General features: G+C 67.5%; 18 protein-coding genes and 1 pseudogene. 13 read left to right on the forward strand and 6 right to left on the reverse strand.

The genetic code is table 11. The features are described 5' to 3' along the window. From JW792_RS17195 to JW792_RS17200, 3 genes and pseudogenes are all read left to right on the forward strand, one after another. Positions 1 to 507: pseudogene (locus JW792_RS17195) on the forward strand (DNA cytosine methyltransferase); the annotation flags it as partial. Between the two features lie 205 nt (positions 508 to 712). Beyond that, entirely contained in the window at positions 713 to 1,198 is a 486-nt protein-coding gene (locus JW792_RS16945) for a hypothetical protein (protein WP_206553628.1), read from the forward strand. After that, the gene (locus tag JW792_RS17200; RefSeq protein ID WP_206340907.1) at positions 1,195 to 1,467 is read left to right on the forward strand and encodes a DUF7220 family protein; all 273 of its coding nucleotides are present in this window, start codon (positions 1,195 to 1,197) and stop codon (positions 1,465 to 1,467) included. Before JW792_RS16945 ends, JW792_RS17200 begins: the two co-directional genes overlap by 4 nt. A gap of 360 nt (positions 1,468 to 1,827) precedes the next feature. Here JW792_RS17200 and JW792_RS05470 read toward each other — a convergent pair whose 3' ends face one another. Next, positions 1,828 to 3,591, reverse strand: a complete 1,764-nt coding sequence (locus JW792_RS05470) for a site-specific integrase (RefSeq protein WP_135996644.1) — start codon at positions 3,589 to 3,591, stop codon at positions 1,828 to 1,830. Between the two features lie 260 nt (positions 3,592 to 3,851). Here JW792_RS05470 and JW792_RS05475 point away from each other — a divergent pair, with 260 nt between their 5' ends. From JW792_RS05475 to JW792_RS05490, 4 genes are all read left to right on the forward strand, one after another. Beyond that, a complete protein-coding gene (locus tag JW792_RS05475) occupies positions 3,852 to 3,998 on the forward strand; it encodes a hypothetical protein (RefSeq protein WP_158291632.1) in 147 nt (48 codons plus the stop codon). Positions 3,999 to 4,079: 81 nt separating this feature from the next. Further along, positions 4,080 to 4,526: a hydrogenase gene (locus JW792_RS05480; RefSeq protein WP_135996642.1), complete on the forward strand. Its 447-nt coding sequence runs from the start codon at positions 4,080 to 4,082 to the stop codon at positions 4,524 to 4,526. 249 nt (positions 4,527 to 4,775) lie between these two features. Continuing rightward, positions 4,776 to 6,119 (forward strand): spinster family MFS transporter, encoded by a 1,344-nt coding sequence (locus JW792_RS05485; RefSeq protein WP_135996640.1) that lies wholly within the window; start codon positions 4,776 to 4,778, stop codon positions 6,117 to 6,119. Between the two features lie 83 nt (positions 6,120 to 6,202). Continuing rightward, positions 6,203 to 9,460 carry an amidohydrolase family protein gene (locus JW792_RS05490; protein WP_135996638.1) on the forward strand — a complete coding sequence of 1,086 codons (3,258 nt, stop codon included), beginning with the start codon at positions 6,203 to 6,205 and terminating at the stop codon, positions 9,458 to 9,460. 55 nt (positions 9,461 to 9,515) lie between these two features. Here the strand turns inward: JW792_RS05490 and JW792_RS05495 are convergent, their stop codons facing one another. Continuing rightward, on the reverse strand, positions 9,516 to 10,448 hold the full coding sequence (locus tag JW792_RS05495) for a mechanosensitive ion channel family protein (RefSeq protein WP_206340908.1): 933 nt from the start codon (positions 10,446 to 10,448) through the stop codon (positions 9,516 to 9,518). Positions 10,449 to 10,737: 289 nt separating this feature from the next. Between JW792_RS05495 and JW792_RS05500 the strand changes: the two genes are divergently transcribed. Genes JW792_RS05500 through JW792_RS05510 form a run of 3 tightly spaced genes read left to right on the forward strand, consistent with a single transcriptional unit; the run spans position 10,738 to position 13,147 of the window. Then, positions 10,738 to 11,679 carry a hypothetical protein gene (locus JW792_RS05500; RefSeq protein ID WP_135996635.1) on the forward strand — a complete coding sequence of 314 codons (942 nt, stop codon included), beginning with the start codon at positions 10,738 to 10,740 and terminating at the stop codon, positions 11,677 to 11,679. 8 nt (positions 11,680 to 11,687) lie between these two features. Beyond that, positions 11,688 to 12,413 carry a glutathione S-transferase gene (locus JW792_RS05505; RefSeq protein WP_135996633.1) on the forward strand — a complete coding sequence of 242 codons (726 nt, stop codon included), beginning with the start codon at positions 11,688 to 11,690 and terminating at the stop codon, positions 12,411 to 12,413. Beyond that, on the forward strand, positions 12,410 to 13,147 hold the full coding sequence (locus tag JW792_RS05510; protein ID WP_135996631.1) for an MBL fold metallo-hydrolase: 738 nt from the start codon (positions 12,410 to 12,412) through the stop codon (positions 13,145 to 13,147). Before JW792_RS05505 ends, JW792_RS05510 begins: the two co-directional genes overlap by 4 nt. Here JW792_RS05510 and mltF read toward each other — a convergent pair. The 3 genes from mltF to JW792_RS05525 form a co-directional block, all read right to left on the reverse strand. Next, positions 13,144 to 14,553 carry a membrane-bound lytic murein transglycosylase MltF gene (gene mltF / locus JW792_RS05515; RefSeq protein ID WP_241095071.1) on the reverse strand — a complete coding sequence of 470 codons (1,410 nt, stop codon included), beginning with the start codon at positions 14,551 to 14,553 and terminating at the stop codon, positions 13,144 to 13,146. The genes JW792_RS05510 and mltF overlap by 4 nt on opposite strands. Positions 14,554 to 14,591: 38 nt before the next feature. Beyond that, positions 14,592 to 15,368 (reverse strand): DUF547 domain-containing protein, encoded by a 777-nt coding sequence (locus tag JW792_RS05520; RefSeq protein ID WP_135996629.1) that lies wholly within the window; start codon positions 15,366 to 15,368, stop codon positions 14,592 to 14,594. A gap of 74 nt (positions 15,369 to 15,442) precedes the next feature. Then, on the reverse strand, positions 15,443 to 16,423 hold the full coding sequence (locus JW792_RS05525) for a CE1 family esterase (protein WP_135996627.1): 981 nt from the start codon (positions 16,421 to 16,423) through the stop codon (positions 15,443 to 15,445). 142 nt (positions 16,424 to 16,565) lie between these two features. On the opposite strand from JW792_RS05525, the gene JW792_RS05530 reads away from it, so the two are divergent. Both JW792_RS05530 and JW792_RS05535 read left to right on the forward strand, forming a co-directional pair. After that, on the forward strand, positions 16,566 to 17,453 hold the full coding sequence (locus tag JW792_RS05530; protein WP_135996625.1) for an alpha/beta hydrolase: 888 nt from the start codon (positions 16,566 to 16,568) through the stop codon (positions 17,451 to 17,453). A gap of 55 nt (positions 17,454 to 17,508) precedes the next feature. Next, positions 17,509 to 18,270 (forward strand): crotonase/enoyl-CoA hydratase family protein, encoded by a 762-nt coding sequence (locus JW792_RS05535; protein WP_135996623.1) that lies wholly within the window; start codon positions 17,509 to 17,511, stop codon positions 18,268 to 18,270. 57 nt (positions 18,271 to 18,327) lie between these two features. On the opposite strand, the gene JW792_RS05540 is transcribed toward JW792_RS05535, so the two are convergent. Then, a complete protein-coding gene (locus JW792_RS05540; protein ID WP_135996621.1) occupies positions 18,328 to 20,934 on the reverse strand; it encodes a M14 family zinc carboxypeptidase in 2,607 nt (868 codons plus the stop codon). 146 nt (positions 20,935 to 21,080) lie between these two features. Between JW792_RS05540 and typA the strand changes: the two genes are divergently transcribed. Then, complete coding sequence (typA, locus tag JW792_RS05545) at positions 21,081 to 22,904, forward strand: translational GTPase TypA (protein WP_135996619.1); 1,824 nt, start codon at positions 21,081 to 21,083, stop codon at positions 22,902 to 22,904. Positions 22,905 to 22,918: the final 14 nt, after the last annotated feature.

Below are 22,918 nucleotides of genomic sequence, written 5' to 3' on the forward strand. Positions count from 1 at the left end.
ATGCATGACTTGGCTTTACCTTCCTCCGGACGCGCTTCCGGAGCCGGAGACGCTTGTCTGTTCGGCCTCTCGCTCTGTTCTGGCGCCGGCGGCCTTGACCTCGGGCTCGCAATCGCCTGCCCCGGATATCGTGCTGTGGGCTATGTCGAACGGGAAACCTACGCCGCAGCCATCCTCGTGGCGCGGATGGAAGACGCGACCCTGGATCCGGCGCCTGTCTGGGACGACCTTGCCACCTTTGACGGCCGCCCGTGGCGCGGCGCGGTGGACGTCGTCACTGCGGGCTACCCGTGCCAGCCGTTCAGCGTTGCAGGCAAACGTAAGGGATCGGACGATCCGCGCCATCTCTGGCCGCATGTCGCCCGAATTATCGCCGAGGCCGAGCCGCCCTTCGTCTTCCTCGAAAATGTCGCCCATCATCTCCGCCTCGGTTTCCCCGAAGTCGCCGCAGGACTGGTCGGCATGGGCTACCGCCTTGCGGCGGGCCTCTTCACAGCGGCGGAAGTCGGCGCTCCCCACAAACGCGAGCGTCTGTTCATCCTCGCCATTCGCGAGGGGGACGAGCTGGCCGACCCCGCGCGCTTGCTCTGGAACCCGGTCGAGTGGCGGGAACCGGACGGAGATGCTGCGGCTTTGGCCGACGCCGAGGGCCAGTGCCAACGAAAACCGGCAGACGAAGCCGACGCCGTCGCAGGCGGCGGGCCAGCATGGGATGAACCTTGCGACGACGGCAGCACTTTGGCCGACGCCGCAGACCGACAGTTTTCGCAGTCGAGGTGGCGACAGGCGCGACGAGAAGGGTCTGGACCGCATGGCGCGGGACTGGCCAACGCCGATGGCGAACGACGGCTGCAAGCCGAGCGCGGGCAACCGGCGGACGGCCGACCTGACCCATGCAGCGGTGATGTGGATGACTCCCACGGCACGCGATCACAAGGATGGGGCGACCAGCCTTGCCAACACGCCGGTCAACGGCCTGCTTGGCCGCCAGGTCCTGGTGATGTCGATGAATGGGAGCGATACCTCGCAATCGCGCCGGACCTTGAACCCGCTGTTCGTCGAGGCGCTGATGGGCTGGCCCATCGGGTGGACCGGCTTCGCCTCTGTGGCAACGGAGTGGTCCCGTTGGTTGCAGCGCATGCGCTCAGAACTCTGGCGGCTGAACTGCTGGCCGATGAATGACGGGGTGCCGGCATGAAACAGAGCCGCGCCATGTCTCTCGTCGAGTCCCTTGCCAATGTCGCCGTTGGCTACGGCGTGGCGGTGGTGACCCAGATCCTGATCTTTCCGATCTTCGGTCTGCACACCACGCTAGCGCAGAACCTTATGATGCCCACGACGCGCACGCCGCGCGAGGGCACCAAGCAGGCCGCGCTGATCGCCATGCTCCGCGCGCCGGGAGGCGCGACCGTCGCTGAGATTGTCGCGGCCACCGGCTGGCAGCCGCCCCAACGCCCCGGTGTGTAGAGCGGATCGACCTTCACGAGGCGTTCGGGAGCCTTGCGTTTCTGATCGGCGCGCCCAAGCCGCTTAAGGCAGGCCTTGACCGTTTCGAGGTTGTCTTCGGTGGGGTCCAGCGCGATAGCCCCGTGAAGATGAGGCGACTCATCTACGCCCTGTTCCAGCACGAAGTAGAAGTCCACCGGCTGACCGAAGGCCTTCTTGAGGCTCTTATAGAGCTGATCCTGGAAGCGCCGACGCGGGCGCAAGCGGGCGACCGGATCGCGTCGGCCGATGCTCGTGCCATCGGGGCTCAGGTCAATGGGCATGTTGGTTACGGGAAGCGCTTTACGTTGACGCGATCAGGGTCATTGAGGCCGAAAATTTCTAGGACTTCCTCGCTCTCCGACTCTCCGGAAGCAAGTGGTCAAGGTGAACGCCCTCAAAGCGGAGGGCCTTCATGTGAGGGGTCAGCTCTTCGATTCCGGGCTGGTGCAGGTATGTCTTGTCCATACCGGATTGCTCGTGCCCCAAGATGAAATTCTGAACCTGCGTGGGGACCCCTTGGCGCATCATTTCGCCCTTCATGAAGTGCCTGAACGAGTGGAAGCTCGGTGCGGGTTCGTGCTCGGCCACTGCCTTGCAAATCTTCTCATTGAAATTCCGCTGACTGCGACTGTCGGAATACCGCTTATTGGCGGCCCGCTTCCATTGCGGGAACAGGCGAGGCGATCCGCTCGCTTTAATGCGGCGGACGTACTCACCGAAGCCGAGAGTGAGCAAATGCGGATGGATCGGCACAAGGCGATACGCGGCGGCAGTCTTCAGTGAGCTATCGGCATCGTCTGGATCGAGGTCTATCCGGAAATAGGGGTGAGCCGATGCTTCCTTGACCCGATCCATTGTGAGCTGTGCGATCTCGGATGCTCGTGCGCCGGTGAAGAGAGCAATGAGCGGTGCCCAATACCTATGATCATCAAGCAGCACCGATCCGGGCTGATTGATACGCGTTTCACTCTTGCATCCTGTGAAGACAGGAAGCATGAACAACGCGTTCAGCTCAGTCCTGGTGAAGGGGCGGCGGGGGCGAGACCCCTTCGATTTCGGTTGCGGCACTTTGATCCGTTCGGCTGGATTGTGCTCGATCTCTCCGATGAAAACGCCATGCGCGAAGAGCCGGCCCAAGGCTGCAAGATAACCATTACGGACGGTATTGGGTGACAGTCTGCGCTTCGGCTCAGTGTCGTCCCGGTCCGCTCTGTGTCCGTGATAGACTTCCTGCTTCAGAAGGCTTTCGACCCACGCACGGACATGCGTAGCATCAATTTTCTGAACCGGTAGATCGCCGTGAAGCTCGATGAAGCTATCCACCGCCAGCCGGAGCTTCTTTGACCAGTCTGCGCTGAAATCCGTAGTTTCAGAATACCGATCAAGAAGGTCTCGAAGCTTCATTGTTTCCCTTACGGGATGCTTCTCAGGCGCTTCTTGGAGCCACTCGCGAACAGGCGGCGGTTCAAGCCGCCCTTTCTGATGGAAGCGGGTAATTACCTCGTAGGCGTCGACCGTCGCCTCAAGGAACTTCTCGCAGAAATCTTCGAACTGCGGGTGACTGTCCGGGTCCATGATCCCTTCTGCCTGCATCGCTGCGCGCACATCGTCCATCACCGCGCGGTAGTCACGCTTTTCGAGTGCGAGATACAGGGGGATGTTGTCGCCGCCGAGACGATTCTCATCCCATTCCTCTAGCCATTCGCCAGCAAGCCCGTCTGGATCGCGACTTGCTGCGCGACGATACTTCGCATCATTCCCCACCAGCGCGCGCCAGAGACGATGCGCGCGGTACACGATGACCTCCGGCGGCAGCGTGGCAGTCTGATCAATCAGCTTGGGGCGGTAGCGCTTGGCCTCTTCAGCTTCTGAGCGTGGACCGCCGCCGATCAGCTCAAGTTCCGCCAGCCGGATTTTGCCGTCGTACTCCTTCAGGGCTTCATTCACGCGCCTTACGGCCACCTCATAGCTGGCGGTTTCGAGCGACCTTTGCACGAATTGCTTCCCACCGAACACGAGGGTCGCGCGCAGGGCCTCCGGGACCCGCTTCTTGAACTGGTAGACTCCGTTTCGGATGATGGTGTTGGGAATTTTCTTGGGCATCGTTGTGTCGCGTCATGTGTGACAAGTTGTGTGACGCGAAAAGCCGCATTTCTATTGCTTCGTCAATGGCCTATGTGTGCATAGGCCTTGGAGGAAAAGTGACGGTGCGTCCCACCCTCACCGCCAGATCTTGCCCGACATTTCCAGCGTCCGGGCCCGGCAAGCCAACGCCGGACGGAATTCTTCTCAGGCGGGCCCTTCCGGCGTTCCGGCGCGGTCGCGACATCCCGCGGCGACCTTCGGACCCGGAGAGGTTTCCCATGCGCCGTCAGGACGACCCGTCCTCCGGGGTCGTCGGCACGCGGGCCGATCCCGAGCCCGACGGCCGGCTCGACAAGCGCGCCTTCGGGCTGCAGATCGTTTTGTTCGCCCTGCCCTGCCTGGCGCCGCGAGTCCTGGAACCCTGACCCGCGCGACGCCAGGGAGGCAGCGCGCCGCGAAGCGTGCTATCGCCATCGCGGGCGCACGCTCGAGGGAGGACTGTCATCATGGACGAGATGCGATCTTCGGACCGGTACGGGCTGCGGCTGATGCAGCTCGGCGCGGTCCTGTTCGTGCTGGGCTTGCTGTCCGGCTTCGTGACGGGGGCGATGGAGAACCCGCGCATGGGGCTGTCGGCCCATCTTCAGGGCATCACCAACGGCACTTTCCTGCTCGCCGCCGGAGCGGTGTGGGGGCGGGTCCAGCTGCCAGGGACGCTCAAGGCTCTCGCCTTCTGGCTCTTCGCGGCCGGCACGACGGGCAACTGGCTCACCGTCCAGCTCGCCGCGCTGTGGGGCGCGGGATCGATGATGCCGCTGGCCGCGCCGGGCTTCGTGGCGGAGCCCTGGCAGGAGCAGGTGGTCACCGCGGGCCTCCTCGCGGTCTCGGTGACCATGCTCGCGGGCGGCGTGCTGCTGGCGGCGGGGCTGCTGCGCCCACAGCGCTCGCAATAGCGCCACCAGCCCCGGAGTGACGGCGAGGACGAGGACGCCGGGCACGATCGCGGTCCCGAGGGTCGCTGGAGCGCCTCCCCCGGCCTGTCCTGCCGGTTCCGACGCCGCGCCCCCGCCCCGCTTCCGGGGAGGGATTTTCCGGTTTTCCTTGCCTGTCCGGACATTCCCGGCTCTGCTGCGGACCTGTCCGGACATGCGCGGCGCGACAGACCGCCGGCCGGACACGCCTTTGGAACGGGGAGGAAATCCGTGGTCGCAACGACACCGGCCGAAGAGGCCGAGGAGAACCGCACGCTGTCCGCACCGCACCGGCGCTACGCGCTGAGCGTCCTGCTGGTCATCTACATCTTCAATTTCCTCGACCGGCAGGTGGTCAACATCGTCGCCGAGCCGATCAAGATCGATCTAGGACTGTCCGATTCCCAGCTCGGCATGCTGACCGGGCTCGCCTTCGCGCTGTTCTACACGGTGATGGGCCTTCCCATCGCGCGCCTGGCCGAGCGGCAGAACCGCGTGAAGATCATCTCCGCCGCGGTAGCGGTCTGGAGCGCCTTCACGGTGGCGTGCGGACTGGCGGCGAACTTCATCCAGCTGCTCCTGGCGCGCGTCGGGGTCGGTGTCGGGGAAGCCGGCTGCACGCCGCCTGCCCACTCCCTGATCTCCGACTACGTGCCGCGCGAGAAGCGCGCCGGCGCGCTCGCCTTCTATTCCCTCGGCATTCCGCTCGGCTCGCTCGCGGGGATGGCGCTCGGCGGGCTGGTCGCCGACGCCTGGGGCTGGCGGGCGGCCTTCTTCATCGCCGGGGCGCCGGGCGTGATCCTGGCGATCCTGGCCTGGCTGACCCTTCCCGAGGTCCGCAAGCCGGCCGAGCGCGGCGCGGTGCATACCGGCCCGAGCCTCGGCGACGCGGTCGCCGAGCTGCGCTCGAAATCCGCCTTCTGGTGGATCGCGGTCGGCACCTCGATCAAGGCGATGATCGCCTACGGCCACATCGCCTTCTACGGCTCCTTCTACCTCAGGAACCATGGCGAGGGCCTGGCCGGGATCTCCAGCGCCCTGACCGAGGCGACCGGCATAGCGCTCGGACCGATCGGCTTCATCGGACTCGTGCTCGGGCTGCTCATCGGCGTGTTCGGCGCGATCGGCGCGTTTCTCGGCGGGATGCTCAGCGACCGCTACGCGATGCGCGACGCGCGCGCCTACGTCTTCATCCCGGCGCTCGCCGCAGGGCTGTCCCTGCCCCCCTTCATCTGGGCGATGCTGACCGGCTCGACCGTGCTGTCCCTGACCCTCCTCGCCATCCCCGTCCTGCTGAGTTCGGTCTGGTACGGCCCCGTCTATGCGGCGGTGCAGAGCCTCGTCCAGCCGCGCACGCGGGCGACGGCCTCGGCCGTGCTGCTCTTCGTGGTCAACCTGGTCGGTCTCGGCATCGGGCCGCTCTTCGTCGGCATCGTCAGCGACAGCTTCGCCGCCGCGATGGGCCCGGCCGAAGGCCTGCGCTGGTCGCTGATCGTGATCTCGCTGGCCGGCGTGATCGGCCTGGCCACCTTCCTCATGGCCTCGCGCCGGCTGCGCGAGCAGATCGTCAGCTAGGCAAGATGACAGAACGGTAATTGGCGCACCCGCCTGCCGGCACTAAGGTGCCCGCCAATGAATCCATTTAATCGGGGAAAATCATGAGCTTCACGAGCCTTCTTCTGGTCACCACGGCGGCCGCCGCCCTTGCCGGACCCGGCCACAACCATGGCGGCATCCCCGGCGCGACCTCGAGCCTGCAGGACGCCCCGGTCTCCGAACCGGCCGCGGCGGATACCGACGAAAGCTGGGACGTCAACGACCCGCCGATGGAGCGCCGGGAGATCGCCATCAACGTGACCGAGGGCACGTGGATGAGCCTCGATGTCAGCCCGGACGGGCGCATCATCGCCTTCGACCTGCTCGGCGACATCTACACGATGCCGATCACCGGCGGCGTGGCGACGCCGATCGCATCGGGCATGGCCTGGGAGATCCAGCCGCGCTTCTCCCCCGACGGCAGCCGGATCGCCTTCACCAGCGACCGCGCGGGCGGGGACAATATCTGGGTGATGGACGCCGACGGCAGCGACGCGCGCCAGATCTCGCAGGAGAGCTTCCGCCTGCTGAACTCCCCGGCCTGGCACCCGAACGGGCAGTACATCGCGGCGCGCAAGCACTTCACCACCTCGCGCTCGGCCGGCACCGGAGAGATCTGGCTCTACCATGTCGATGGCGGCAACGGGGTCCAGCTCGTCGAGCGCCCGAGCGAGGCCTTCCAGAAGGAACAGGGCGAGCCGGCCTTCTCCCCGGACGGGCGCTATGTCTACTTCACCCGCGCGGTGAGCCCGGGCAACACCTTCGCCTATGCCGAGGATTCCAACAGGGACGCCTTCAACATCCGGCGCTACGACATGGAGACCGGCGAGGTCGACACCGTGGTCTCCGGCCCCGGCGGCGCGGTGCGCCCGGAGCCCTCGCCTGACGGCAATTACCTCGCCTTCGTGCGCCGCGAGCGTACGCAGTCCATGCTCTACCTGAAGAACCTGCGCTCGGGCGAGGTGCGCCGGATCCATGCCGATCTCGACCAGGACAACCAGGAGACCTGGGGCGTGAACGGCATGTATCCCACGATGGACTGGACCCCGGATTCCCGCTCGATCGTGTTCTGGGCCGGCGGCCGGATCAACCGCATCGACATCGAGACCGAAGAGGTCACGGTCATTCCCTTCGAGGTGAACGACACGCGCGAGATCGTCGACCCGATCCGCCCGCAGATCGAGGTCGCGCCGGACACGGTCGAGACCCGCATGACGCGCTTTGCCCGCGTCTCGCCCGAGGGCGACCGGGTGGTGTTCGAGAGCCTCGGCCGGCTCTGGATCAAGGACCTGCCGGACGGCGAGGCCCGCCCGCTCACCCGCGAGGGCGACGAGCGCCGCGAGCTCTTCCCCGACTGGTCTGCGGACGGGCGCACCATCGTGTTCGTGACCTGGGACGACCAGGATCTCGGTTCGATCCGCACCATCCGCGCCAATGGCCGCGGCGAGCGCGTCATCAGCCCCGAACCCGGCGTCTATCGCCGTCCGCGCTTCTCGCCCGACGGCGAGACCATCGTGTTCGAGAAGGACAGCGGCGGCTTCCTGACCGCGCCGGAATGGGGCGAGACGACGGGCATCTTCACGCTTGCCGCCGATGGCGGCGCGATGCACGAGGTCGCCGACAGCGGCTCGGCCCCGCATTTCAGCCCGGACGGGCAGCGCATCTTCCTCACCCGCTCCGGCGAGAGCCGCCAGCTCGTCAGCGTCAATCTTGACGGCCTCGACGAGCGCGTGCACGCCAGCGCCGACCTGGTGGGCGAATACCAGGTCTCCCCGACAGGCACGCACGTCGCCTTCCGGGAGAACTACGACACCTATGTCATGCCGCTCCTGCCGGGGCCGCAGGGCCTCGCGGCCGGGCGCGGCGGCTCGGCGGTGCCGGTCGCGGAAGCCTCCGGCAACGGCTCGAGCTACATGCACTGGAGCGAGAACGGTGAGACCATCAACTGGTCGGTCGGTCCCGTGCTCTACTCGGCAAGCCTCGACGCCCTCTTCCCCGCGCCGGGCAGCGAGGAGGAATTCACCCCGCCCAAGGATGGCATCTCGCTGTCCATCACCGCGCCGGCCGCGCGTCCCGACGGCGTCGTCGCGCTCGTCGGCGCGCGCCTGATCACGATGGCCGGCGAGGATGGCGGCGTGATCGAGGACGGCGTCGTCGTCATCGAGGACAACCGCATCGCAGCGGTCGGTCCGCGCGGCGAGGTGGCGATTCCCGCCGGCGCCAACGAGATCGACGTGACCGGACACACCATCACGCCGGGCTTCATCGATGCCCACGCCCACGGGCCGCAGGGCAATGACGAGATCATCCCGGAGCAGAACTGGTCGGCCATGGCCCATCTCGCGCTCGGCGTGACGACGATCCACGACCCGTCGAGCCAGGCGAGCCACATCTTCACCGCGGCCGAGTACCAGCGTGCCGGCCGGCTGCTGGCCCCGCGCACCTTCTCCACCGGCGAGATCATCTACGGCGCCCGCGCCCCGGGCTTCTACGCCCAGATCGACAGCCTGGACGACGCGCGCGAGCACGTCTTCCGCCTGGCGAGCCAGGGCGCCCACTCGGTGAAGAACTATAACCAGCCGCGCCGCGACCAGCGCCAGCAGGTCGTCGCCGCCTCCCAGGAGGCCGGCATCATGAGCGTCGCCGAGGGCGGGTCGAACTACCACATGGACATGGCGCTCGTGGCCGACGGCAACACGACGCTGGAGCACAACCTGCCTCCGTCCATGCTCTACGAGGATGTGCTGTCCATGTACGAGCAGTCCGACGTCGGCTACACGCCGACGCTCGCGGTGACCTATGGCGGCCTGGCCGGCGATCCCTACTGGCGCATGGAGATGGATGTCTGGCGCCATCCGATCCTGGCGGCCCACGTTCCGCCGCGCTTGCTGGAAGCGAGCTCGGTGCGGCGTACCAAGGCCCCGGAGGAGGACTTCGTGGACGACGATGCGGCCAACACCGCGCGCCTGCTGATGGAGCGCGGCGTGCCGGTCGCCATCGGCGCGCACGGCCAGCAGCAGGGCCTCGCCGCCCACTGGGAGATGTGGTCCTTCGCCCGCGGCGGCATGACGCCGGTGCAGGTGCTCGCGACCGCCACCCGCATGGCGGCCGAGAGCCTCGGCATGGACCGCGATATCGGCACGATCGAGGCGGGCAAGCTCGCCGACCTCGTCGTCATGCGCGAGAACCCTCTGGAGGACATCCGCAATACCGACCAGATCGAGTACGTGATGCTGGACGGCCGGCTCTACGACGCGGACACGCTGAACGAGGTGGAGACCGGCGATTTCCGCCGCCAGCCCTATTTCTGGGAAGACTAGGGCAAGGCCCGCACGCTGAAGGAAGGGCCGCGGTTGCCGCCGCGGCCCTTTTTCATCACCCCTCCTCCCGCCTGACCGTCAGCGGCTCGTCGAAGGTGAGCGTGCGGTAGGGGAACGGGATCTCGATGCCGGCCTCGTCGAGCGCGGCCTTGATGGCGAGCACCATGGCCGAGCGCGTCTCATGCAGTCTGCGCGGGTCGGAATCGGCCCACCAGCGCACCGTATAGTCGATGGAGGAGGCACCAAACTCGCGGGCGAACACGTCGACGCCCTTTTCCTGCACGATCCCCTCGACGCCCTCGGCGGCCGACCTGATCACCTCGAGTGCGGCGGTGGCATCCTCGCCGTAGGCCACCCCCACGACGATGTCGTAGCGCCGGATGTCCCGGTCGGTATCGATCTCGACCGGATTCTTGAACAGCATCGAGTTCGGCACGATGACGAGCTCGTTCGAGCGCTTGCGGATATAGGTGTCGCGGATGGTGACTTCCTCCACCTCCCCGCGCACGTCCTCGACCTCGATGACGTCGCCCTTCTCCATCGGCTCGCGCGCCAGGATCATGATGCCGGCGAGGAAGTTCTCGAACGTGTCGCGGAAGGCGAGGCCCACCGCGATGCCGCCTATGCCGAGCGCCCCGATCGCCTGGGCCGGCGTGACGGAAGGAAACAGGATCATCGAGGCGATGAGGATGCCGAGGATCCAGATCACGATGCCGGTCAGGGTCTGAAACAGGTCGGCGAGCGTGCGGCGCATGTGCGCGCGCAGCGCCATCTTCTTCACCGCGCCGCTGAACGCCGCGGCAAGCACCCAGGTCAGCACCAGGACGATGAGCGAGAGGACGAGCTGGGGCAGGGTCTGCACGAAGCCGACCCACATCGCCTGGAGCTGGTCGAACAGCGGCTGGAAGAAGCGCAGCGTCACGTCCGTGGCCGCCTGCGCGGCCTCGCCCGCCTGTTCGGCTGCCTGCCGGGTTGCCTGTCCGCTCAATCCGCGCTCCCGCATCGCTGCACTGGCGGACTAACCCTTCCCGGCGCGCTTGGTTTCAGCCGGGGCGTCGCGAGGGTTCCCAGCGGGCCAGGACCGGGCGGCACCCCGGGGCAGGCCATGGCCGGCATGACCGAGGCGATCGTCGAGCGCCAGATGAAGCATTTCGAGGCGGTCAGCCAGGCCTTCCGCCCGCTTTCCTTCGCGCCCGCGGGACTTCGCGCCCGCCGCGAGGGAACAGCGCCCGCGGGCGGGCCGTTTCGTGAACACCGGAACTGGCTGGAGGACATTCATGGCCGAAACGCCCGAAACCTATCCCCTGCGCGATATCGACTACGTGACCGAGAAGCTCGGCTGGATGCGCGAGCAGGAGATCTGGCCCAACGGGCTGCGCTATCTGTGGACGGACGCCTTCGGCCTGGTGAACTACGTCTCGCTCTACGAGGAGACCGGCGAGGAGACCTGGCTCAATACCGGCGAGGAGCTGGTCGAGGAGGTCGACCGGGTGCTCGGGCGCGAGCGGGGCTACCGCATCGGCGAGGCGCCGGACCGCGACGGGCAGTATTACCATTACCTCGCCATGTGGCTCTACGCGCTCTACGAGCTGGGCCGCTACCGCAAGGGCTATCGCCAGAAGGGCGTCCAGATCGCCAGGGACATCCACTCCGCCTTCGTCATCCCCGGGCGCGGCGTGATCTGGAAGATGCTGGAGGACCTCTCCGGCCCCTATCCCGGCTACGGGCTCGGCGCGATGGACGCCTATGACGGCTACGTCCCCTACCGCCTGCTCAGCCCCGACATGCTCGCCAAGGAGATCGACGAGATGCGCGATCTCATCGAGATGACCTATCGCGATCTCACCATCACCCAGGATCTCGGCGCGGGCATGATGCTGTGGCTCTCCTCCATCTTCCCGGAGGAGGACTGGGCGAAGACGCAGAGCGCGCGCTGCCTCCAGATCCTCGACGAGATGTGGATCGACAAGGGATGGTTCTGCCGCGAGCCGGGCTACGAGCAGGTCCGCTTTGCCTTCACCAATTACGGCATCTCGCTCGGCCTCCAGGCGCAGGGCAAGTGGCCGCAACGCGTGGCGAAGCTGAACGCCTATTTCGAGAGCTATCGCTCCGGCGACGAGTACGATACCGACGCCATCACCCACGTGATGGCCTGCACCTCGCGCTTGCCCAACGCCTTTCTCGCCCACCGGCCGCAGGGCCGGCTGGAAGCGGGCTGAGGCGCGCGATGACCGAATATCTTCTCTACTACTGGCCCGGCATTCCCGGGCGCGGCGAATATGTCCGCCTCGTGCTCGCCGAGGGCGGGGCGGACTGGATCGATGTCGAGCGGGAGGGCGCGCCGGACGGCGAACCGGCCTTGTCCGACATCCTGTCGGACACGTCCCGCCATCACCTGCCCTTCGCGCCGCCCTTCCTGAAGCACGGCGAGGTCGTGCTCGCCCAGACCGCGCTCATCTGCGACTATCTCGGCGGGCGGCTCTCGCTCGCCCCGGAGGGCAAGAAGGACCGCCGCTTCGCCCTGCAGCTGGCGCTGACCATCGCCGATCTCGTGGCCGAGGCGCACGACATCCACCACCCGGTGGCCGCCGCCCTCTACTACGAGGACCAGAAGCAGGCAGCCGCGCGCGCTGCCGAGACTTTCCGCGACACGCGAATCCCCAAGTTCCTCGGCTATTTCGAACAGGTCCTGAAAGCCAACCCCGACAGCCAGGACTGGCTCGTCGGCGAGACGCGCAGCCATGCCGATCTCGCCCTGGCCCACACCGTCGACGGGCTGACATACGCTCTGCCGAACGCGATGGAGGCGGCGCTGGAGGATCATCGCCGGGTGCGCGATCTCTCCCGGCGCGTCCGCGCGCTCCCGGCCATCGCCGAATATCTCGACAGCGACCGGCGCCAGGCCTTCAGCGAGCACGGCATCTTCCGTCATTACCCGGAGCTCGACGCGTGAAGATCACCTTCCTGGGCACGCGCGGCTATATCGAGGCGAGGAACGACCGTCACCGCCGGCACACCGCGACGCTGGTGGAATACCGCGGCGCGAAGCTGATGATCGATTGCGGGCTCGACTGGGAAGAGGAGGTGTTCGAGATAGACCCCGACCTCATCGCGATCACCCACGCCCATCCCGACCACGCCTTCGGGCTGAAGGACACCGCCCCCTGCCCCGTTCACGCGACGCAGACGAGCTGGGACAAGCTCGGCGCGGAGGGCCTGGCACGCTTTCCCGACGCCATGAAGCACGTTGTGAAGGACCGCGAGCCGAAGACGGTCCGGGACATCACCTTCGAGCCCTTCGAGGTGATCCACTCGCTGCGCGCGCCGGCCGTGGGCTACCGGATCAGCGCCGGCCGGGCGGCGATCTTCTACGTGCCCGACGTGGTGAACATCAAGGAGCGCGAGGCCGCGCTGAAGGGCGTGGACGCCTATATCGGCGACGGAGCGACGCTCGACAGTCCGATGGTGCGGCGCAAGGACTGCCAGCTCTTCGGCCACACCACGATCCGCGCCCAGCTCGGCTGGTGCGGGCAGAACGGCGTGGATCTCGCCGTCTTCACCCATTGCGGCAGCCAGATCGTCGAGGGCGACGAGCGCACGCTGAAGCCGAAGCTGAAGGAATATGCCCAGGAGCGCGGCGTCTCCGACCCGCGCATCGCCCACGACGGCGACGAGCTGGTTCTCTAGAGCGCCAGGTTGGCGTGCAGCATGGCGTAGTATTCGCGGATCTTGCGCACGTACTGGACCGGCTCGTGGCCGCGGCAATAGCCGTGGCGGGCATTGCGGTAGTATTCCGGCTGGGACAGCAGCGGGAAGACCTCCGCGACATCGTCCCAGCTGTTCTTGTCGAGCCCGCGCCGCTCGGCGAGCGCGCGCGCATCGTAGACATGGCCCATGCCCACATTGTAGGCGGCGAGCGCGAACCAGAGCCGGTCCTCGCCCTGGACCGCGTCGGGCACGCGCTCGTAGAGATCGGCGAGATAGATCGCCCCGCCCGCCACGCTCTGGCGCGGATCGAGCCGGTTCTCCACCCCGACGCGCTCGGCCGTCGACAGGGTCAGCATCATCAGCCCGCGCACGCCCGTGGGGCTGCGGGCATCGGGGTCCCAGTGGGATTCCTGGTAGGCCTGCGCGGCGAGCAGGGTCCAGGAGAAGGGCGTATCGGCCGCGGCCAGCTCGAAATAGGGCCGGAAGCGCGGCAGGCGCTCGTCGAGGCGCTCGATGAAGGCCACGACGTCGACATAGTCGAATTCCTCGAAATGGCCGTACCAGCGCTCGTCGAGCGCCTGCAGGAAGCCGTTGCGGTGGCTCTGCGCGAACCAGGCGTCCAGCGCCTCGTGAAGCCCCTCCACGCCCGGCGCGACCGCCCATGCGAGCGGCTGGTCCTCGGTGAGGTTCATCGGCGCGACGAGTTCGGGATGCACACGGCGCGCATAGGCCACGAGATTGGAATCGGCCACCGTGCAGTCGAGATTGCCGCGGTCGACCGCGGCAAGCAGCGGCATGGCCGATCCGGCCTGGCGCTCCGTCCAGCCGATCCGGGTGTTGTCCGCGGCGAGCTCCTCCATCGTCTCGGCATAGCTCGACCCGGCCACGACCGCGATGCGGAAGCCTGACAGCTCCTCGGCGCGCGTCGGCTCGTCCTGGTCGTCGTGGCAGACAAGCTGCTGGCGCACGTTCTTGTAGGCCGGGCCGAATTCCAGACGTTCGCGCCGCGCCTCGGTCACGGTGAGCCCGGCGGCCGCGATGTGGCCTTCGCGCTCGTTGATCGCCTCGAACAGGGCCTCGATGTCGCGCTTGACGACGAAGCGGACCGACAGGCCGTGATCGCGCGCGAAGGTCTCGGCAAGCTCGACCTCGTAGCCGGTGATCTCCCCGTTCATCCGGAAATAGGTGGTGGGCCCTTCCAGCGTCAGGACGACCAGCTCGCCGCCCGTTTCCGTGAGTTCGGCAAAGTCCGCCGGCACGCCGCGCCCCGGCGCGGGTCCGGCGCCGTTACCGCCGCAGGCGGCCAGAACGAGCGCGAGGAGGGCGCAGAGAAGCGAGGCGGCGAGCGCCTGATAAGGGCGGGTCATGGTCAGGATAATAGCCATGATCGGCTAATTGTTTCAAATCTTGTCCAATCCGGGGCTTATTCGGGTTCATTCACGGGCCGGTTGAGAGACCAGTCGTATTCGTGGCCGGTGATTTGGGGATTGGCCCGTATCTCTTCGTTGAGCCCGGGCTCGGCAAAGCGCAGCAGATGCTCGATCACGCCGGCCTCGCTGCCGCCGAAATCCTCGCGGTACCAGCGATAGATCCTCGACACGACGAGCCCGTCCCCTGTGACGCTCACCCCGCGCGGGTGATTGACGTATTCGCGCGCCGCGGCCTCGAGATCGGCCTGCAGCGTCTCCGCCCGCCAGGGCTCCGGCTGCAGGTTCGGGCAACCGATCGAGGCGCAGTTGACGGCATAGTGGACCAGCGCGGCCTCGTACTCCTCGCGCAAGATGGCGTGCTCGATATCGTCCAGGGACAGCGCCTCACCGTCCACGGTGACGAGTTCCATCCCCCACGGCCCGATGGCGAAGGGGTGCGGCCTGATCTGGCGGATCGAGCGCTCGGGCGCCTCGTCCACGATCAGGCGCACCGTGGCGGCATTGTAGAGATTGGCCCAGAAGGCATAGCGCGCGTCGGGCGCGAGGCTGTCCGGGTCGGTGGCTTCCAGGGCGGCGATGTAGGACTCGAGCGTCTGGCGGTCTGCCGGTGTCTCGCGCAGCTTCGCGTAGTCGAACCGGTTCACCCCGTCGGGGCCTCGCGACAGGTAAGCGTCGAGAATCTCGCCCCAAGGCGCGTGGAGATCGTCCTGCGCGAAGGCGGGCGAAGACAGGGCCGCCAGGGCCGATGCGAGAATGAGGCGGAAGATCATGGCGAGCTCCGGATATCAGGCTGGACACGGTCCACCCGATAACGCTCGCGCGCCAGACACGTTCGCGCGAGGCGTTACCGGCGCTGTTCGCGGAAGAAGTTCCAGATCTCCGTGCTGGCGTCGATCTGATTGCTGGTTGGCCCGAGTATGCGTGCCGCACGCCGTCCGGCGCGCTCGGATCCCGGCCAGCCGTGGCCGCCGCCTTCCACGACCAGCAAGTGGGTCGCCGCAGCGCAACGGGAGTAGCTCTCCCGGCGTACCCGGGTGCCATCGCGCCCGGCCCGGGGCCGGTCATGCTCGACCGCGGGTTCCGGTGCGCAGCGATTGGCCTCCGCCCAGAGCGCGATCGTCTGCTGCGCCGAGATCACCTCGCCCGAGGCGCGCCCGAACGGAGCCACGGTGCCGCCCTCGTAAGGCATCCAGGGATCGGCCTCCCCGACGATCATGAGAACCGGAAGCGGCGCACCCGGTGCGCACCCGGCAGCGATCGGTTCCGGCATCATGCCGATGACCGGTGCGATGGCCGCGAGCTTCGCGGCGAGTTCGCACCCTGCCCGGTGCGTCATCATCGCCCCGTTCGAGGCTCCGGTCAGGTAGATGCGCGACGCATCGGCTCCCTCCCGGCTCACCAGATGATCGATCAGCGCGGAGAGAAAGCCGATGTCGTCAGCCGACAGGTCGCCACCGCGCCCGAAGGTCTCGCCGCGGCCGTCGTTCCACTGCGCGTCGATCCCGTTGGGATAGACCACCAGAGCGGGTTCGCCGAGATCCATCGTGTGAAAGGACTGCACCTGGGCGGCACTCTCCGAATCGCCCGGCCCGCCGCCATGCAGGCCGATGATCACCGGATAGCCGGCGCGCGGCGGTTCGCCCGCCGGGCGCGCGATCAGAAAGCTGCGCTCGCGCCCATCCACGTGCAGCGTGGCGAGGGGAAGCCCGGATGCAGGCGTCTCGAGCCGCGCCGGGCGCTCCCGCTCCGGCCGCTCGCGGCGGCGCTCCTGTCCGGTCTCCGAGAGCGCGGCAGCGCCGGTCAGTGCGGCAAGTCCACAAGCCATTAGCGTCTTGAACAACATTGTCGATACCTCCGATCCCGGCAGTCCCTGACCTCTTGTGCCATCCTACGCGCGGCGTGCGGGGACTCCGTCGCCACGCTGATTTTTGTCGGTCTCATGGCGTTCGACTCATCTAGAAAGCTTCATGATGGATCAGATCGAGCCCTTCACCCTGGCCCTGCCCGAGGGAGACATGGCCGGCTATCGCTGGTCGCGTCCCGGCGCGCCGCGCATCCTTTTCGCGCACGCCAACGGCTTCAACGCGCGCACCTACCGGCAGATGCTGGAGCCGGTCGCGCAGCGCTTCGAGGTGGTGGCGCTCGACCTGCGCGGTCACGGGCGCTCGCGCCTGCCCGTCGATCCCTCCGAGACGGCGGCCTGGGAGGTTCACGCCCGCGATCTCGCCCGCGCGATCGAGGCCCTGGGCGACCGGGCGCTGATCCTCGCCGGCCACTCGATGGGCGGCTCGGCGCTCGTGCTCGCAGGCACGCTGACGAACGTCCGCCCGCTCGGCTACGTGCTGATCGAGCCGGCCATCCTGCCCGACCTGCTGCGCTTCGCGACGAACACGCCGCTTGCCGGCCTGGTCTCGCGCCACACCCCGATCGTGAGGAATGCGAAGAACCGGTTCGACGGCTGGGACACGGTGGAAGCCGTGTTCGAACGCTACCGGGCCAAGGCGATGTTCTCCCGCTGGGCGGACGGGGTGCTGGAGGACTATCTCGCCGACGGGCTCGTGAAGGGCGCGGACGGGCGCTGGCACCTCGCCTGCCCGCCCGCCTGGGAGGCGGCGAACTTCGCGACGCAGCGCCACCGCATCATGCGCGCCGTGCGCAGCATCGCGGAACCGATCGCCCTGCTGAAGGCCGGCCGGGGTTCGACCGTCTATCCGGTCGCGGCGCTGGAGCGGGCCGGCGTGCAGATCGACCGGGCCGAGCAGCACGGCCATCTCCTCGCCATGGACGATCCCGGCTTCACCGCCGGATGGCTGATCGCGCAGGCAACGCGCCTCGCCGGTCGGCGCGGGACTTGATCGGCGGGCCGATCCGGGCTCGCCTTGTCCGGACCTTCGAAGCGGGAGAATGCCCATGTCCGTACATTACGAGCTCGACGCGCCCGTCGCCGTCATCACCATCGACCGCCCGGGCGCGCGCAACGCCGTCGACGGGCCGACGGCGCGCACGCTCGCCGAGGCCTTCCGCCGCTTCGAGACGGACGAGGCGGCCCGGGTCGCGGTGCTGACCGGAGCGAACGGGACATTCTGCGCCGGAGCGGACCTGAAGGCGCTCGGCGGACCGGACATGAACAGCGTGGAGGAGGCCGGCGACGGGCCGATGGGCCCGACCCGCATGGCGCTGTCCAAGCCCGTCATCGCCGCGGTGGAAGGCTTCGCCGTCGCCGGCGGGCTGGAACTCGCGCTGTGGTGCGATCTTCGCGTCGCGGCGGAATCGGCCGTGTTCGGCGTCTTCTGCCGCCGCTTCGGCGTGCCTCTCGTGGATGGCGGCACGGTGCGCCTGCCGCGCCTGATCGGCCAGTCGCGCGCGCTCGACATGATCCTCACCGGGCGGCCGGTGGACGCGCAGGAGGCGTTCCGCATCGGGCTCGCCAACCGGACCTGCGCGGACGGGCAGGCGCTCGAGACCGCGAAGGCGCTGGCGCGCGACATCGCCGCCTTCCCGCAGACCTGCATGAGAAATGACCGGACAAGCGTCCTCGAGCAGTGGTCCCTGCCCGAACGCGACGCCCTCGCGAACGAGACCCGGCGCGGCCTCGACACGCTGAAGAGCGGGGAGACGCTGGAGGGCGCCAGGCGCTTTTCCGGGGGAGAAGGCCGGCACGGCCGGTTCTAGACACGCGAAGGCCCGGCCGCCGGAACGGCCGGGCCGCGCGCGCGGAGCTGTCCCCTCCTACTCCTCGTAATCGCCGAACGGGCGATCGATGAGACCGGACAGGAAGATGGCGTTCAGCAGCAGCTTCTCGCTGCCCGGATAGGTGCCGCGGAACACAGGATTGTCGGCGAACAGTATCACCGCACCCGCACCGTGGCGCTGGGCGACGACGGCCGGGGTGCCGGCGATCTCGTCGAGACGGCGCTGCGAGGCATAGCCCGACAGGAGCGGTTCCTCGGTGTACTCGGCCACCACCGCGTAAGGATCACCCTCGGGACGCACCAGCGTCGCGGTGGTGTTGCGGTTGACGGCAAGCGAGCGGTCCAGCAATCCGAAGCCGAGCGGGTGGGTGATGTCCAGATCGGTCTCGAACAGCGCCCCTCCAATGACGTGCTCGGCATCGCGTACGTCCAGCTCGGCGAAGTCGTAGCGGACATAGCGGGTCTGGTCGGCGACGTCCTCACCCTCGCCCTCGTCCTCATCGCCGGCCGCTTCCAGTCCGAGGAAGGCCTCCTGGGCCCAGTACGCGCCCTGCCGGCTGGCGATCAGCGTGCCGCCCTCTTCGCGGATCCACTGGTTGACGCGGGTTGTGGCCTCCTCGGACAGGCCCGCATTGCCGCCCACGAGGATCAGGTGCGTGTAGCGCGACCAGTCGAGACCGCCGAGATTGTCCTTACGGCGCAGCGTCACCGGAACGCGCATGCGGTAGTCCAGCGTCCACCAGACCTCGCCGGCGTCGTAGCGGGCGAGCCCGTCGTCGTAGAGCAGCAGGATTTCCGGCCGCTCTACGGTGGAGAACACGTTCCAGGCGCCGAGATCGCGGCCGGGCGTGGGGGTGAAGCCCGAGGTCACGGCATGCACGTGCACTCCGTCCTCGTTCGCGATCGTGCGCATGAGATCGTGGATGCGCGCCGGCCCCTCGTCCTGGCGCGCCAGCGGAACGAACACCGCCCCGCGCTCGAAATCGGCCTCGCCCTCCGTGGTCTCCACCGTGAAGGGCTCGCGGCTGACGCGGGCGAACAGGCCGGCGTCGAGCACCCGGTAGAGCGCGCGCGGCGCATAGCTGTCGGTCCAGGAGAAGACATAGCCGTAGGGGGCGCGCGGCGGCACCGGAGGCGCCGCGAGCGTGCCCATCGCGGCTTCGCCCAGCAGGCGGTCGTTGAACTGTCCGCCGGTCAGCGCGGCATAGTCGAGATCGTAGGCGAGCGGCAGCGTCCAGCCGGAGACGTCGTAGAAGATGTTCTCCTCGAACTCGGTGACCCGGTCGAACACGCCGCGGATCATGCGGTACTGGTCCTGGTTCATCGGCACGACGAAGGCCTCGCCGGCCGCGAACTCGGTCCCGTCCACCGTCACGTCGCGGGCAAGCTCGAACACGTCGACATCGTGCTGGCGCAGCAGCTCGACGAAACGCGCGCTGCGCGCCGCGTCGCCGCGGGCGGTGAACACGTAGGCGCGGGTACGGTCCTGGCGCGCCAGGCGCGGCGCCTCGGCGAAGAACTCGCGCTGGTAGGCGGTGATTTCCTCGCGCTGGGCCAGCGCGCCCTGCACCGTGGTGAGCGAGGTGCGGAACTGGGTGCGCACATTGTCGGCGTGGGTCACGAGACCGTGCTCGGATTCGATTTCACCTCCGCGCGCCGCGCCGATCTCGAACAGGATGCCCAGAGAGCCGTTGACCTGGGGATAGGTCGAGCCCTTGCCGATGTAGAAATTGTCGAAATTCTCCTCGGCCGTGTAGAGCCGCGCCTCGGTGTCGAGCCAGCCGGCATGATGCCCGGCGATGCCGAGCGTCAGATCGCGCGCACGCTCCGGGATCAGCGGGTTGCGCCGGGCCGGTTCGCCGGGATGGAAGTAGAACGGGCTGTCGGTGCCCATCTCGTGATAGTCCGCCGAGACCATGGGCTTCCACTCGTGCCACTTGGCGATCCAGGCCTGCGCCTCGGGCTGGGTTAGGAGGAGCCACTGGCGATTGAGGTCGAACCAGTAGTGATTGGTGCGCGCCTCGGTCCACAGATCGTGGGCGGCATGAGCCGGGTCGGTGACGTCGGCATAGGTCCAGAAGGTGTTGTTGTGGTCGATCCGGCGGGTGTGACCGTCCGGATTGAAGATGGCGGTGACCAGGATCACGGCCTCGGAGAGCTGCGCCTCGACCTCCTGCCCCTGCGCGGCGGCATAGTGGTAGAGCAGCGGGATCGCCGCATCCATGCCGGAGCTTTCCGCGCCGTGGACGCCGTAATTGAGCCAGATCGGCATCGGCGCGGCGTCGGCCGGAGCCTCGCCCAGGCGACGCTGGAGATGGGCCTCGCGGATCTCGCCGATCCTTGCGTGGTTCTCCGGGCTCGTCACGGTGAAGAACAGGATGGGGCGGCGCTCGTGGGAATAGCCGATCGTCTCCACCTCGATGCGGTCGGAGACCTCGGCGAGACGGGTGAGGTAGGCCACCATCTGGTCGTGGCGCACCGGGCGCTCGCCGATGCCGAACCCGAACACCTCCTCCGGCGTCGGCACGGCGCTGTCGTAGCGGGTGTTCTCCACCTGGAAGAAGCCGATCGGCTCGGCGCTGGCGGCGCCTGTGACGGCAAGCAGGCTACAGGCGGCCAGGATGGCGCGCGGCAGTCGAAGCATGAGCTCTCCCCATTTCGTCTTTTTTTGCAGGCATTGATTTCGAGCCGGACCATAACGATCTGATCGTGCGAGCGCCAGCTAGCCATGCCGCGCCCGCGCCTGTATGAGAGCGCGCAAATATACTCCCCCGCCAAGGAAGAGCCTTCATGACCAGCCCGGTCGCAAACCTGCGTAACATCGCCATCGTCGCCCACGTCGACCACGGCAAGACCACCCTCGTCGACAAGCTCCTGAAGCAGTCCGGCACGCTCGGCGAACGCGGCGAGGAGGTCGAACGGGTCATGGATTCCAACGTGCTCGAGCGCGAGCGCGGCATCACCATCCTGGCCAAGAACACCGCCGTGAAATGGCGCGACTACCGCATCAACATCGTGGACACGCCCGGCCACGCCGATTTCGGCGGCGAGGTGGAGCGCGTGCTGTCCATGGTCGATTCGGTGCTGCTCCTGGTGGACGCGGTGGACGGCCCGATGCCGCAGACCACCTTCGTGACCAAGAAGGCGCTGGCCCTGGGGCTGAAGCCCATCGTGGTGATCAACAAGGTCGACCGTCCCGGCGCGCGTCCCGACTGGGTCGTGGACCAGACCTTCGACCTGTTCGACCGGCTCGGCGCAAGCGACGAGCAGATGGACTTCCCCGTCGTCTACGCCTCGGCCCTTCAGGGCTGGGCGACGCTGGACATCGACGCTCCGACCGACACGATGGACCCGCTGTTCGAAACGATCGTGGAGAAGGTCTCCGCGCCCGATGTCGATCCGGACGCTCCGCTCCAGCTCCAGGTCAGCGCGCTCGACTATTCGAGCTATACCGGCGTGATCGGGCTCGGTCGCATCCGGCGCGGTACGCTGAACAAGAACCAGCAGGTGGCCGTGGCCGGCGCGGACGGCTCCACGCGCAAGGGCAAGGTCCTGCAGGTGCTGGGCTTCCACGGCCTGCAGCGCGTCGAGCAGGACTCCGCGAGCGCGGGCGACATCGTCATGTTCACCGGTCTGGACCCGCTCAACATCTCCGACACGGTCTGCCATCCCGAGCATGTCGAGGCCCTGCCCGCGCTGGTGGTCGACGAGCCGACCATCTCGATGACCTTCCAGGTCAACGACTCCCCCTTCGCCGGCCGGGAGGGCAAGTTCGTCACCTCGCGCCAGATCAAGGAGCGCCTCGACCGGGAGCTGATCTCCAACGTCGCGCTGCGCGTGCGCCAGCTCGACAACGCCGACAAGTTCAAGGTCTCCGGACGCGGCGAGCTGCACCTGTCCATCCTCATCGAGACGATGCGCCGGGAGGGCTTCGAGCTCGCCGTGGGCCGTCCCGAGGTCATCCTGAAGGAGATCGACGGCGAGGTGCAGGAGCCCTACGAGACCCTGACCATCGATGTCGAGGAAGACCACCAGGGCGCCATCATGGAGCGCATCGGCTCGCGCAGGGGCGAGCTGAAGAACATGATTCCGGACGGCCAGGGCCGGGTACGCCTGGAATACATCATCCCGACGCGGGGCCTGATCGGCTTCCGCTCCGAATTCCTGACCCTCACGCAGGGCTCGGGCCTCATGTTCCACGGCTTCGACCATTACGGGCCGAGGAGCGAGGGCGAGGTCGGGCAGCGCCAGAAGGGCGCGATCATCTCCATGGCCTCGGGCAAGGCGCTCGCCTTCGCCCTGTGGAACATCCAGGAGCGCGGCAAGCTCTTCATCGGACACGGCACCGAGGTCTACGAGGGCATGATCGTCGGCGTGAACTCGCGCGACGAGGACATGATCGTGAACCCGCTCAAGGGCAAGAAGCTGACCAATATCCGGGCCGCCGGCGCGGACGAGAACATCGTCCTGACCCCGCCGGTCCGGGTCACGCTCGAGTTCGCCCTTCAGTTCATCAATGACGACGAGCTCGTCGAGGTCACGCCCCAGTCCATCCGCATCCGCAAGAAGCTCCTGCTGGAGCACGAGCGCAAGAAGGCGAGCCGGGCGGCTTAGGACGCCTTCTTCGC

The organism is Marinicauda algicola (genome assembly GCF_017161425.1).
GTDB classification, from domain to species: domain Bacteria; phylum Pseudomonadota; class Alphaproteobacteria; order Caulobacterales; family Maricaulaceae; genus Marinicauda; species Marinicauda algicola.

Excerpts from the sequence above, each read along its gene's own strand:
- JW792_RS05525 (WP_135996627.1), bottom strand. The coding sequence starts at position 16,423 with ATGGCTTGTGGACTTGCCGCACTGACCGGCGCTGCCGCGCTCTCGGAG.
- mltF (WP_241095071.1), bottom strand. The coding sequence starts at position 14,553 with ATGGCTATTATCCTGACCATGACCCGCCCTTATCAGGCGCTCGCCGCC.
- JW792_RS05480 (WP_135996642.1), top strand. The coding sequence starts at position 4,080 with ATGGACGAGATGCGATCTTCGGACCGGTACGGGCTGCGGCTGATGCAG.
- JW792_RS05530 (WP_135996625.1), top strand. The coding sequence starts at position 16,566 with ATGATGGATCAGATCGAGCCCTTCACCCTGGCCCTGCCCGAGGGAGAC.
- JW792_RS05475 (WP_158291632.1), top strand. The coding sequence starts at position 3,852 with ATGCGCCGTCAGGACGACCCGTCCTCCGGGGTCGTCGGCACGCGGGCC.
- JW792_RS16945 (WP_206553628.1), top strand. The coding sequence starts at position 713 with ATGAACCTTGCGACGACGGCAGCACTTTGGCCGACGCCGCAGACCGAC.
- JW792_RS05505 (WP_135996633.1), top strand. The coding sequence starts at position 11,688 with ATGACCGAATATCTTCTCTACTACTGGCCCGGCATTCCCGGGCGCGGC.
- typA (WP_135996619.1), top strand. The coding sequence starts at position 21,081 with ATGACCAGCCCGGTCGCAAACCTGCGTAACATCGCCATCGTCGCCCAC.
- JW792_RS05535 (WP_135996623.1), top strand. The coding sequence starts at position 17,509 with ATGTCCGTACATTACGAGCTCGACGCGCCCGTCGCCGTCATCACCATC.
- JW792_RS05470 (WP_135996644.1), bottom strand. The coding sequence starts at position 3,591 with ATGCCCAAGAAAATTCCCAACACCATCATCCGAAACGGAGTCTACCAG.
- JW792_RS05520 (WP_135996629.1), bottom strand. The coding sequence starts at position 15,368 with ATGATCTTCCGCCTCATTCTCGCATCGGCCCTGGCGGCCCTGTCTTCG.
- JW792_RS05540 (WP_135996621.1), bottom strand. The coding sequence starts at position 20,934 with ATGCTTCGACTGCCGCGCGCCATCCTGGCCGCCTGTAGCCTGCTTGCC.
- JW792_RS05500 (WP_135996635.1), top strand. The coding sequence starts at position 10,738 with ATGGCCGAAACGCCCGAAACCTATCCCCTGCGCGATATCGACTACGTG.
- JW792_RS05490 (WP_135996638.1), top strand. The coding sequence starts at position 6,203 with ATGAGCTTCACGAGCCTTCTTCTGGTCACCACGGCGGCCGCCGCCCTT.
- JW792_RS17200 (WP_206340907.1), top strand. The coding sequence starts at position 1,195 with ATGAAACAGAGCCGCGCCATGTCTCTCGTCGAGTCCCTTGCCAATGTC.